At 65.6% G+C, this 9,898-nt stretch carries 14 protein-coding genes and 5 pseudogenes; 13 read left to right on the top strand and 6 right to left on the bottom strand.

Annotated features, from left to right (window positions below; genetic code table 11):
* Positions 1-83 precede the first annotated feature (83 nt).
* Both istA and istB read left to right on the top strand, forming a co-directional pair.
* Positions 84-962, top strand: a pseudogene (gene istA / locus H8F26_RS19620) (IS21 family transposase); the annotation flags it as partial.
* A gap of 622 nt (positions 963-1,584) precedes the next feature.
* On the top strand, positions 1,585-2,379 hold the full coding sequence (gene istB / locus H8F26_RS15635; RefSeq protein WP_231597868.1) for an IS21-like element helper ATPase IstB: 795 nt from the start codon (positions 1,585-1,587) through the stop codon (positions 2,377-2,379).
* A gap of 213 nt (positions 2,380-2,592) precedes the next feature.
* Here istB and H8F26_RS15630 read toward each other — a convergent pair whose 3' ends face one another.
* Positions 2,593-3,426, bottom strand: coding sequence for an IS3 family transposase (locus H8F26_RS15630; protein ID WP_231598221.1), 834 nt, complete (start codon positions 3,424-3,426; stop codon positions 2,593-2,595).
* Between the two features lie 49 nt (positions 3,427-3,475).
* The gene (locus tag H8F26_RS19615; RefSeq protein ID WP_231597691.1) at positions 3,476-3,763 is read right to left on the bottom strand and encodes a transposase; all 288 of its coding nucleotides are present in this window, start codon (positions 3,761-3,763) and stop codon (positions 3,476-3,478) included.
* 482 nt (positions 3,764-4,245) lie between these two features.
* On the opposite strand from H8F26_RS19615, the pseudogene H8F26_RS15625 reads away from it, so the two are divergent.
* Positions 4,246-4,616, top strand: a pseudogene (locus H8F26_RS15625) (DUF3427 domain-containing protein); the annotation flags it as partial.
* A 9-nt stretch (positions 4,617-4,625) separates the two neighbouring features.
* On the opposite strand, the gene H8F26_RS20000 reads toward H8F26_RS15625, so the two are convergent.
* Positions 4,626-4,898 (bottom strand): HEPN domain-containing protein, encoded by a 273-nt coding sequence (locus tag H8F26_RS20000; RefSeq protein ID WP_370594712.1) that lies wholly within the window; start codon positions 4,896-4,898, stop codon positions 4,626-4,628.
* Between H8F26_RS20000 and H8F26_RS20275 the strand changes: the two genes are divergently transcribed.
* Positions 4,839-4,979 (top strand): hypothetical protein, encoded by a 141-nt coding sequence (locus H8F26_RS20275; protein WP_231605272.1) that lies wholly within the window; start codon positions 4,839-4,841, stop codon positions 4,977-4,979. The two genes, H8F26_RS20000 and H8F26_RS20275, sit on opposite strands and share 60 nt — an antisense overlap.
* Before the next feature lie 36 nt (positions 4,980-5,015).
* Here the strand turns inward: H8F26_RS20275 and H8F26_RS15615 are convergent, their stop codons facing one another.
* Positions 5,016-5,339 carry a nucleotidyltransferase domain-containing protein gene (locus tag H8F26_RS15615; protein ID WP_197155551.1) on the bottom strand — a complete coding sequence of 108 codons (324 nt, stop codon included), beginning with the start codon at positions 5,337-5,339 and terminating at the stop codon, positions 5,016-5,018.
* A gap of 21 nt (positions 5,340-5,360) precedes the next feature.
* Between H8F26_RS15615 and H8F26_RS19995 the strand changes: the two are divergent.
* The 9 genes and pseudogenes from H8F26_RS19995 to H8F26_RS15575 all read left to right on the top strand — a co-directional run.
* Positions 5,361-5,789: pseudogene (locus H8F26_RS19995) on the top strand (DUF3427 domain-containing protein); the annotation flags it as partial.
* A gap of 55 nt (positions 5,790-5,844) precedes the next feature.
* Complete coding sequence (locus H8F26_RS15605) at positions 5,845-6,051, top strand: type II toxin-antitoxin system HicB family antitoxin (RefSeq protein WP_197155549.1); 207 nt, start codon at positions 5,845-5,847, stop codon at positions 6,049-6,051.
* Positions 6,044-6,259 carry a type II toxin-antitoxin system HicA family toxin gene (locus H8F26_RS19600; RefSeq protein WP_231605268.1) on the top strand — a complete coding sequence of 72 codons (216 nt, stop codon included), beginning with the start codon at positions 6,044-6,046 and terminating at the stop codon, positions 6,257-6,259. Before H8F26_RS15605 ends, H8F26_RS19600 begins: the two co-directional genes overlap by 8 nt.
* 6 nt (positions 6,260-6,265) lie before the next feature.
* Positions 6,266-6,589: pseudogene (locus tag H8F26_RS19595) on the top strand (DUF3427 domain-containing protein); the annotation flags it as partial.
* A 28-nt stretch (positions 6,590-6,617) separates the two neighbouring features.
* The gene (locus H8F26_RS15595) at positions 6,618-6,836 is read left to right on the top strand and encodes a DUF433 domain-containing protein (RefSeq protein ID WP_197155547.1); all 219 of its coding nucleotides are present in this window, start codon (positions 6,618-6,620) and stop codon (positions 6,834-6,836) included.
* Complete coding sequence (locus tag H8F26_RS15590) at positions 6,833-7,177, top strand: DUF5615 family PIN-like protein (protein ID WP_197155545.1); 345 nt, start codon at positions 6,833-6,835, stop codon at positions 7,175-7,177. Before H8F26_RS15595 ends, H8F26_RS15590 begins: the two co-directional genes overlap by 4 nt.
* Positions 7,176-7,505: pseudogene (locus H8F26_RS15585) on the top strand (DUF3427 domain-containing protein); the annotation flags it as partial. The gene H8F26_RS15590 and the pseudogene H8F26_RS15585, both read left to right, overlap by 2 nt.
* A 42-nt stretch (positions 7,506-7,547) precedes the next feature.
* Positions 7,548-7,844, top strand: coding sequence for a nucleotidyltransferase family protein (locus H8F26_RS15580; RefSeq protein WP_197155543.1), 297 nt, complete (start codon positions 7,548-7,550; stop codon positions 7,842-7,844).
* 40 nt (positions 7,845-7,884) lie between these two features.
* Positions 7,885-8,184: a DUF86 domain-containing protein gene (locus H8F26_RS15575; protein WP_197155541.1), complete on the top strand. Its 300-nt coding sequence runs from the start codon at positions 7,885-7,887 to the stop codon at positions 8,182-8,184.
* A gap of 18 nt (positions 8,185-8,202) precedes the next feature.
* Here the strand turns inward: H8F26_RS15575 and H8F26_RS15570 are convergent, their stop codons facing one another.
* Together H8F26_RS15570 and H8F26_RS15565 are read right to left on the bottom strand one after the other, a co-directional pair.
* Positions 8,203-8,700 (bottom strand): AAA family ATPase, encoded by a 498-nt coding sequence (locus H8F26_RS15570; RefSeq protein ID WP_231605266.1) that lies wholly within the window; start codon positions 8,698-8,700, stop codon positions 8,203-8,205.
* 94 nt (positions 8,701-8,794) lie between these two features.
* Positions 8,795-9,382, bottom strand: coding sequence for an AAA family ATPase (locus tag H8F26_RS15565; protein ID WP_197155537.1), 588 nt, complete (start codon positions 9,380-9,382; stop codon positions 8,795-8,797).
* Positions 9,383-9,898: the final 516 nt, after the last annotated feature.

Here is a 9,898-nt window from a genome sequence, read left to right as displayed (position 1 = left end):
ATTAGGTAGGCGGGTCCGCGCAACTACATAGGCGGGTCTCAGGACGCGACAACAGGGTTCCGATTCCGGTCTGGAGCCCTGCCATGCCCGCCCCTCTGTCGTTGCGGATCAAGGAGCGGTACATGGCAAAACGGGCCAATGGGCTCAGCCAACAGGTGGCGGCTGATGCGGCGGGGATTTCGGTGCGCAGCGCGCAACGGATCGATCGGGGTGAGCTGCAGCCCGAGGGGCAACAGCAGCAGCGGGGTCGCCATTGGCGCACCCGAGCCGATCCCCTGGCCGAGGTCTGGGAGAGCGTGCTGGTGCCGATGCTTGAGAAGGCGCCGCAACTGGAACCCCAGACCCTGCTGCTTCACCTGGAACAGCTCAGGCCTGGCGAGGAGTGGTACCGGCGCAAGCGGACCCTGCAGCGCCGCGTCGAGCAGTGGCGGGCCCTGCACGGCCCGGCCCAGGAGGTGATGTTCCTGCAGCAGCACCGGGCCGGTGTACTGGGGATCTCGGATTTCACGTTGCTCAAAGGTGAGCCGATCACCGTGGCGGGGGAGGTGCTGGAGCACCGGCTGTTCCACTTCCGCCTGCCCTATTCGGGCTGGTGCCATGTGGCGGTGATCCACGGCGGCGAAAGCTTTGTCGCCCTATCCGAGGCCCTGCAAAACGCTCTCGCTCTTTGCGGTGGGGTGCCGGCGGAGCACCGCACCGACAGCCTGAGTGCTTGCTTCCGCAACCGCGACGGCAGCTACGCCGGCGATTACACGAGCCGTTACCGCGAGCTGTGCGCCCACCTGGGGGTGATCGCCACCCGCAACAACCGCGGCGTTGCCCACGAGAACGGCGCGATCGAGGGCCCGCACCGGCACTGGAAACATCGGCTGGAGCAGCAGCTGATCCAGCGCGGCAGCCGTGATTTCGCCACCGAGGCCGACTACCGGCAGCTCGTCGCCCAGGTCACCAACACGCTCAACAGCCGCTACCAGGTGCAGGGGAACCTGGAGATTGAGCAGCTGCATCTCCAGCCCCTGCCGGTGGAGCGCTTTGCCGACTACGAGCCGGTGGTGGCGCGGGTGCGGAGCACCAGCACGATCGAGGTGCGCTCGGTCACCTACAGCGTCCCCTCGCGGCTGATCGGCCAGCAGCTGACGGTGCACTTGCGCCATGACCGGCTGGATCTGTTCCTGCGCAGCAAGTTCGTGGAGACCCTGCCACGGTTGCATCGGCGAGCGGGAGAAAGCGGGCCGTTGCGGCGGATCGATTTCCGCCACGTGATCGAGAGTCTGCGCCGCAAACCCCGGGCGCTGCTGCGTGCCCAGCTGCAGTCCGACCTGCTCCCCGGAGAGACCTGGCGTCAGTTGTGGCGCTTGCTTTTGGCGGCCCTGCCGCCGGATGAGGCCGCCAAGGTCATGGTGGACGCCCTCCATGTCGCTGCCCGGACGGACGATCTGGCCGGTGTGGAGCGGTATCTGCGGCGTCAGCTCCGCCGCGGTGAGCTGAACCTCACGGCCCTGCGCGATCACTACGGCCTGCGGCCCCCCCGGGGCCTGGCGGCCATGCCCCAGCTCGACATCCCCGAACACACCCTCAGCAGCTATGACGAACTCCTGGTTGGAACCCCCGAGCAGGCCGGCACTGGAAACGGCTCTGCCATCGGTGTTGAAACAGTTGAAACTGCCCCAGTTCCGCAGCCAGTGGCAGGCGGCCGAGCAGCAGGCCACAGCCGCTGGCTGGAGTCCAGCCAGCTACCTCTATGTGCTGGCAGAGCAGGAACACCAGCAGCGGCATCAAGCCCGTCAACGGCGGCTGTTGCATGAGGCCCAGCTGCCGGTCCCCAAGACCCTGGCGGACTACGACTGGAACGCCATCCCGGATCTTGAGCGTCCTCAGATCGAGCAGCTCGCCCACGACACCGGCTGGCTGGATCGGGCCGAGAACCTGCTGCTATTCGGTCCCAGCGGTGTGGGCAAAACCCACCTGGCAGCAGGCATCTGCCGCAGCCTGATCGCCCTGGACCGCACGGCGCGGTTTTTCTCCGCCACCACGCTGGTGCAGGAGCTGCAGCGCGCCAAAGCCGATTACGCCCTGGCTAAGGCCCTGACCCGACTGGATCGCTTTGCCCTGCTGGTGATCGATGACATCGGCTACGTCCGCAAGGACGAGGCCGAGACCTCGGTGCTGTTCGAGCTGGTGATGCACCGCTACGAGCGCAGATCCCTGTTGGTGACCAGTAACCAGCCGTTCAGCGAGTGGGAGAACGTCTTCTCCACCAGCGCCATGACCGTGGCAGCGGTGGACCGGCTGGTGGACCACAGCACGCTGATTCAGATCAATGGCGAGAGCTACCGCCGCAAACGGGCACGGCGGATTGACCGCTCCAGCGCAGGCTGATTCGTCGCCGCGACCAGGCGTCAATTACCCGCCAACCACAAGCCAACCCCTGGCGCCAGGTGCCGGTGATGAGCTCCGCGCTGCCGTCGGACCGTGGGGTCCGCCGGCTCGTGCGCTCCGCTGCAGCGCTCAGGCGGGACAGCAGCAAGAGCACCGGCCAACGGGCTTGACGCCTGGGGCCGATCAGAAGATCCCGGCTGAGGTGGGTGCCTTTTATTGGACAGTTCCGGCCCCTGACATCGTTAACCCAGGACGGGTGGAACATGGTTCGGCCTCAGTGTAGACCGCGTGGGGAGTTTTGCCTCCAAGGGAACTGTGAGGTCTTACATGGCAATACCGCCACAGGAAGCGGGCCAGGCTGATTTCAGCGTCCCAGCCATCGCTGTATGCCCGTAGGTAGACCTCCTCGTACTTGACAGTCCTCCACAGCCGTTCAACAAGGATGTTGTCGTAGCACCGCTTTCTGCCGGACCAGCTGATCTGGATCCGCTCCCCTTTGAGTCTGGCCACAAAGTCAGCGGACGTGAACTGACAGCCTTGATCGGAGTGGAAGATCTCTGGCCTACGGCCGCCTCCCAAGGCCATCTCCAGGGCCTCCAGACAGAACTTCGTGTCAAGGCTGTTGGAGAGCCTCCAGCTGAGCACATGCCTGGAATGGAGATCCATGATCGCCACCAGATAGAGGAACCCTTTCTGCAGAGGGATGTAGGTGATGTCGGTCGCCCAGACCTGATCCACCGACGTGACCTGCGTGAGGTCCACCAGGCAGGGGAACCGCACGGACGGATCACCTGGAACCGTCGTCCGGGGCTTCTGGTAGATCGCCCGTAATCCCATGCGCCGCATGAGGTTTCGCACTCGATCTCGGCTGATCGGGATACCATCTTGGGCCAGATAGTCCACCATCCGGCGGCTGCCGCTGCAGGGATCCTCCAGGTAGAGAGCATCGATCCTGGCCATGATCCGCAGCGTCGATACACGGACCGGTGTCGGCCGGTAGTACAGCGTGGATCGAGGCAGCCCCAGCAGCGCACACTGCCTGCTGATGCTGAGCTCGGGGTGGTCGTGATCGACCAGCTTGCGCAGTTCACGGGCATCAGAGCAGTTGAGACTTTTTTTTGAGCCACTCCAGCTCCATCTGCAGCCGTCCGATCTGCTGGAACAGCTCCGCCTCCTTGGCCTGCCCCTCCTCCTTGTCCTTGGTCTTCTTGCCTCGGGTGAAGAGCTCGCTGGCACCGTCCAGGAGCTGCCGCTTCCACTGGCTCACCTGGATCGGGTGGATGGCGTGGTCGGCGGCGATCTCCTGGATCGTCTTGCGGCCACTGATCGCCTCCATGGCGACCCTGGCCTTGAACTCGGGGCTGTGGGTGCGGCGCTTGCTCATCGGTGGGAGCCCCTTTCAGGGGCGGTACCCCGCCTCAGAGGTTAACGATGGGGCCTGTCCAGAAAAGCCAGACCACCTCAGACTCCATGGCAGAGGACCGGGCCAGGGTGGCTCACTTTTCGCTGTCGCCTCCCCCTGCCATGGCAGGGGGAGGACCCGGGGTAACCCGCCTACGTAATTGACGCGACCCGCCTACGTAGTTGACATCGGGCAACCAGCCGCCTCATTCGGCCCGGAAAGGATGGGCGCCAGCTCAGGAGTTCCCTGGGGCTTCCCAATCTCCCTCGGCCTTGGCAATCCACTCCGGAACGGCCGACCAGGGCTCAACCATGGAGCACCTCGCCATGGTCGAGAGCTTCGCGCACGACCGGATCACCTCCCGATAGCGAATCTCGATCTCTTCCGGCCTCCGGACTAGAAGATCCAGGGGAAAGTGCGCCTGACAGAGTCGCCGCATCTCACGGATCTTGTCGAAGCCGCCTACTGCTGCGCAGAAGCCTGGCGGCTTCGGGATTCTGCGCGACGACGCCCCCTGGATCCACCGCGAAGGCGTCCTCTGGCACGAACCCAGCCAGACCGACCTGCTGTTCGTGACCCTCAACAAGAGCGAAGCCCTCTTCTCCCCCTCCACCCGCTACCGCGACCTGGCTCTCGGCCCGTTCCTGTTCCACTGGGAGAGCCAGAGCACCACCACCGCCGCCTCCACCACCGGGCAGTTGTCACCGAGCCGTTTCGGTGTCTGGGGTTTGTCCGCTACGAATGCCACGAGGGGGAGCGGCCGATGGCGATTCGGTGGAGGCTGGAGCGGGCGATCCCGGCGGGGTGGATGCAGGGGATGGGGTTGGCGGTTTGAGGATGCCGTTCAACCGGCTTCAGAATGGGTGCCCAGCCACCCGGAAAGCCGCTGCCTCACGCCTTGGGTGATGGCAACGGCCCTGGCGGCGTCCTCTGCTTGGGCCTCCATCCCCGGGTAGCGAAACATCACCCCTCCCTGGGTGATCCGGGTCAGATCGGAAGGATCAGCCTCCCAATCCGGCATCAGGATCCCGAGCTGCCTGGAGAGTTCCCGCAGATCATGGATCTTCTGCACAGTCTGCCCATGAGCAATCAGGGCTGCCTTGAAGTACTTCTCCAGACACTGCTGAGCGTGAAAGACCACCGCATCCTCATGCCCTGGCTGCTGATGAACAACTGCATGGCCCGCCAATCTCCCTAGGCCTTGCTGATCCACTCGTCAACAACAGGATTGCGCTCAGCCATGCAACACCACACCGTGGTCGAGGGCTGCACGGATGAATGGGTCTCCCCAGCGGTAGCGCCTGGGTATGTCCTCCGGTCGCCAAAGAAGCATGTCCAGAGGAAACTCAGGGTGGCAAACCTCGCGGATTTCCAGGATCTTCTCCAGGGCTCTCCCTTCAAAGGGCATCACGACCAACACATCGGCATCCGACTCCAGACGGGCTGTTCCTCGTGCCATCGAGCCGAACAGAATCACCTGCTCCGGGGCAAACGCCTCCACCAGGCGATCGGTGAAGGCCTTCAGGGCTTCCTGAGTGACGAGCGGTGCCTTTCCCATGCTTCCATCATCGCCGGCTATGCCAGGTGCTTGACCTTCAGCCAGGCAGCCGCAGCCTGGCGCCACGACCTGCACCAACTGCTGGAGTTGCGGCCCTGGGCCCGGCCTATCCCGGTGCGCGTCCACGGCCGCTACAGCCGGGCCGAAATCGAAGCGGCCTACTGCTCTGCGCAGAAGCCTGCGGCTACGGGATCCTGACGGGCGACGCCCCCTGGATCCACCGCGAAGGCGTGCTCTGGCACGAACCCAGCCAGTGCGATCTGCTCTTTGTGACCCTCAACAAGAGCGAATCCCTCTTCTCCCCCACCACCCGCACCCGCGACCTGGCCCTGGGCCCCGCGCTGTTCCACTGGGAGAGCCACGAGGGGAGAGCGGCCGATGGCGATTCGGTGTCGGCTGGAGCGGGCGATACCGGCGGGGTGGATGCAGGGGATGGGGTTGGCGGTTTGAGGGGGCAGCGGCAATGGCCAGATCCCATCAGACTGAGCTCACTGGACCGGCACCGATGGAACTCACCGCTGTGCTCACACCTGCGGAAGAAGGCGGGTATGTGGCCTTCAACCCTGAAACGGGCACCACAACGGAAGGGGAATCCATCGAGGAGGCCCTCGCCAACCTGCGCGAAGCCACCACGCTCTATCTGGAGGAGTTCCCCGCCGTGATCAAGGGCCACCCCCTGGTGACCCTGTTCACCGTTCCAGCGCATGCCTAAGCTCCCGCACCTTTCCGGTCGGGAGATCATCCGTGCGCTGGAACGCCTGGGTTTCAACGCCGTACGCCAGAACGGCAGCCATGTGGTGATGCGATGCGGTAGCCGGGGTTGCGTCGTTCCTCTCCACAAAACGGTCAAGATCGGCACCCTCGCGGGTCTGCTGAGGCAGGCCAAGGTGGATGTGAGCGAGTTTCTGGATCTGCTCTGAAACGGATCTCTCTTCTCCCCCTCCACCCGCTACCGCAACCTGGCGCTCGGTCCCTCCCTGTTCCTCTGGGAGAGCCAGAGCATCACCACAGCCGCCTCCCCCAGCGGCCAGCGGTACATCCACCACGAGACGCGGGGTTCACGGGTGCTGCGGTTCGTGCGCGAGCACCGGCGCGAAGGGGGCCGCGCCGGGGGTGTCACGGAGCCGTTTCGGTGTCTGGGGTTTGTCCGCTACGAAAGCCACGAGGCGGAGCGGCCGATGGCGATTCGATGGAGGCTGGAGCGGGCGATACCGGCGGGGTGGATGCAGGGGATGGGGTTGGCGGTTTGAGAATGCTCAGGCCGGCTAGATTGCTGGAATGAGTGATTCACGCATCACCTACAACCCTGCACAATGCGGCGGCAAGCCCTGCATCCGGGGGATGCGGATCCGGGTGAGCGATGTGCTTGATCTCTACGCGGCCGGTCTCAGCCCCGACCAGATCCTTGCCGAGCTACCGGATCTTGAGCCCGAAGATCTACAGGCTGCTCTCACCTATGCCGCTCGCGAATTGGATCACCCGGTTCTGGTGGCGTGATTCTCTGGCTTGATGCCCAGCTCTCGCCAGCCCTGGCGACCTGGATCATGGCGCAATGGCCTCACATCCAAGCCGTGCCTCTCAGGAATCTCGGCCTCAGAGATGCCGAAGACCGTGACATCTTCGCCCACGCGAAGACCGCAGGTGCCGTTGTGATGACGAAAGATCGCGACTTCCTCGCTCTCCTCTTCAAGCAAGGTCCCCCACCACAGGTGATCTGGCTTCGTGTGGGAAACAGCTCCAACAAAGCCCTTCAAGCGGTTCTGCTGCGAACGCTTGATCAGGCCATCGCCAGCCTTCTTGAAGGAGAGCCATGGGTAGAAGTTCGTTCATCTGTCTGACGACGCCCTCTTCTCCCCCACCACCCGCACCCGCGACCTGGCCCTGGGCCCCTCCCTGTTCCTCTGGGAGAGCCAGAGCATCACCACAGCCGCCTCCCCCAGCGGCCAGCGGTACATCCACCACGAGACGCGGGGTTCACGGGTGCTGCGGTTCGTGCGCGAGCACCGGCGCGAAGGGGGCCGCGCCGAGGGTGTCACCGAGCCGTTTCGGTGTCTGGGGTTTGTCCGCTACGAAAGCCACGAGGCGGAGCGGCCGATGGCGATTCGATGGAGGCTGGAGCGGCCGATACCGGCGGCTTGGCTACCGGTGATGGCGTTGGCGGTTTAGCGTTCGATCGCTTGCCGAGCGCCTCCCACAAGCTCCTGCGCAATGGCTGAGACCGCCGACGACCTGATCCGCCTGCTCAGAGAGCACGCGCCCGATTGGAGCGAGCGCTTCGGTGTGCGCAGCCTCCGGATCTTCGGCTCATGGGCACGGGGAGCGGCCACTCCAGAGAGCGATGTGGATCTGCTGGTGGCGTTCGAAGCCCCCTCCACCGCCAGGCGGTTCTATGGCCTCCAGGTGTTTCTGGAGGATCTTCTCGGCAGGTCCGTGGACCTGGTGACGGAACAGGCACTCAGGCAGGAGTTGCGGCAGAGCGTGGAGGCTGATGCCATCAGCATCTGATCGCCCGTCTGGTCGTGACTGGCGGCTCTACGCCCGGGACATGGATCAATTTGCACGTCGAGCTGTGGACTACTGCGCTGGTCTGAACCGCGACCAGTTCTTCGACAACCAACTGGTACAGGACGCGGTTCTCCGCAACATCGAACTCATCGGCGAAGCAGCAGCCCGCATCCCGCCTGAGGTAAGACTTGCCCATCCAGAGATCGCCTGGCGTGAGATCGTGGCCATGCGCAATCAGCTGATCCATGGCTACCTGGGTGTCGACCTTGATGTGGTCTGGGATGTCGTGCAGGTGGAGCTGCCCCTGCTGATCACTCAGCTCGAGGCCGTGCTGGCCTGAGACGATCAGCTTTCACATTCATGGCCTTGGTCTCGCTCTGGCGAGTCCCCCTCCGCAACGACGCCCCCTGGATCCACCGCGAAGGTGTGCTCCGGCACGAACCCAGCCAGACCGCCGCGGCCAGACCGTTCTCATGACAGCCTGCAGCTCCTGGCGGTGCAGGCTGGTGGGGTGATGGCTCACAATGCCGCCCACGTTCAGCTCCGGCGCCGACTGGCCGACGTTCCGCCGATGACGTGGCCCACAGCACCCCGGCTGAAAACGTTCGGCCGCTTTCTGCTGCGCGGCCTGCGCATCGGCGCCAGCACGGTGTCGGTCTTCGTTGAGCACCAGCAGCGGCGGCAGGCGCGGGCTGAACAACGCCACCGTCAGCAGGATGTAGCGCAGCGTGCCGTCCGAGAGTTCCGCGGCATCCAGCGGCCGCAGCAGGCCCGGCTGGTGGAAGCGCAGCCGGAACAGCCCCTCCCCCGTGTTCACGCTCAGATGGCACCGGGGCCGGCAGGTCGCCCCCGTCACCGGCCAGGGCGAAGCAGCGGGTGCCCACCCTTGGCTGCCGCGCCGGCGCGCCGGCATCGGTGCGGAAGCTGTCGTAGAAGCGCCAGCTCAGGATCTACTCACGCGGCAGGTGCACCTCCGGCTGCTCCTGCGGATCGGCGCCGCTCTGGAACAGGCTCCGGTCGGGATCGGCCTGCCCGCTCGAGCGGCTGAGCACGGCGCGGGGGTGGAAGCTGCCGCCGGCCCAGAACCATTCCCCCTTCAGAGCCGGATCGAGCGCGAAGGCCGTCTGCCGCTCCTGGGGGTAGCCCAGCGCGATCGCATAGGAGAAGGGATCGGCCGAAAAGCCCAGGCGCAGCCGCACCGGTGCCTGGCGCGCCCCCCCCTGCACCGGCTGCTCCCCCTGCCGCATCTGGCGGCTCAGCCGTTCCGGGCCGGCCCACAGCACCGCCGGCAGGCCGCCCTCCCGGGCCAGGGCCCCCACCATCTCGCCGCGGTCCGCGGACACGATCAGGCTCAGGGCCCGGTAGAGATTCGACTTTCCGCTGCCGTTGGCCCCCGTCACCAGCGTCAGCCGGTCGAGGGGGAGCACCACGGTCTGCAGCGAGCGGTAGCCGCTCACCGCGAGATGGCGGATCGTCATCGCGGCGGCAGCGGCGGTCAGGACGGGGGCATTCCCCGTCGCCCAGGTAGACCAGCGCATCCCCGTGCACCCACAGCACCCGGCCGTTCTGGCCCGGGTAGCCCACGCGGCACCAGGTGCCCTGGCTGTTCGAGGTGCAGGAGAGCTTGTCGAGGGTTTCGCCCGACACGCCCATGCCCGCGATCGCCGCGCCGAAACTGGGCTGGGCGTAGAGGGTCACCGTGTTCTGGCCGTGCCCGTTGAGTTTCACCTTGCTGTGGGCGGTGTGATCCACGGCCGCCGCCGGCTGGCTGCGCACGCTCGACACCGAGATCCGGTTGCCATCGCCGCCCTTCTCCACCAGCTCGAAGCTGTGATGGCCACTCATCAGCCAGAGGCGTCCCTGTTCATCGCGCATCGGCCGCCTGTCGGTCGTGGGAGGCCCGGCCGGCACGAAGCGGTAGATGGCGCCGGCAAGCGCTGTGCGTCCAGTGGGTTGCGCTGAAGCCCGCTCACCGGGCTGATCTCGGTCTGGCGCTGGCCCGGCGGGAAGCCGCCACCTTGATCAGCGTGGATCGTCTATCGCCTGCAGCAGCT

Origin of the sequence: Synechococcus sp. CBW1006 (assembly GCF_015840525.1) — a bacterium.
GTDB lineage: Bacteria > Cyanobacteriota > Cyanobacteriia > PCC-6307 > Cyanobiaceae > CBW1002.
The sequence above is the reverse complement of the archived record's forward strand: the minus strand, read 5'-3'. Positions and strand labels throughout refer to the sequence as shown.

Excerpts from the sequence above, each read along its gene's own strand:
- H8F26_RS15575 (WP_197155541.1), top strand. The coding sequence starts at position 7,885 with ATGGATCAATTTGCACGTCGAGCTGTGGACTACTGCGCTGGTCTGAAC.
- H8F26_RS15605 (WP_197155549.1), top strand. The coding sequence starts at position 5,845 with ATGGAACTCACCGCTGTGCTCACACCTGCGGAAGAAGGCGGGTATGTG.
- H8F26_RS20275 (WP_231605272.1), top strand. The coding sequence starts at position 4,839 with ATGGATCTTCTGCACAGTCTGCCCATGAGCAATCAGGGCTGCCTTGAA.
- istB (WP_231597868.1), top strand. The coding sequence starts at position 1,585 with ATGACGAACTCCTGGTTGGAACCCCCGAGCAGGCCGGCACTGGAAACG.
- H8F26_RS15565 (WP_197155537.1), bottom strand. The coding sequence starts at position 9,382 with ATGCGCTGGTCTACCTGGGCGACGGGGAATGCCCCCGTCCTGACCGCC.
- H8F26_RS15595 (WP_197155547.1), top strand. The coding sequence starts at position 6,618 with ATGAGTGATTCACGCATCACCTACAACCCTGCACAATGCGGCGGCAAG.
- H8F26_RS15580 (WP_197155543.1), top strand. The coding sequence starts at position 7,548 with ATGGCTGAGACCGCCGACGACCTGATCCGCCTGCTCAGAGAGCACGCG.
- H8F26_RS19600 (WP_231605268.1), top strand. The coding sequence starts at position 6,044 with ATGCCTAAGCTCCCGCACCTTTCCGGTCGGGAGATCATCCGTGCGCTG.
- H8F26_RS19615 (WP_231597691.1), bottom strand. The coding sequence starts at position 3,763 with ATGAGCAAGCGCCGCACCCACAGCCCCGAGTTCAAGGCCAGGGTCGCC.
- H8F26_RS15615 (WP_197155551.1), bottom strand. The coding sequence starts at position 5,339 with ATGGGAAAGGCACCGCTCGTCACTCAGGAAGCCCTGAAGGCCTTCACC.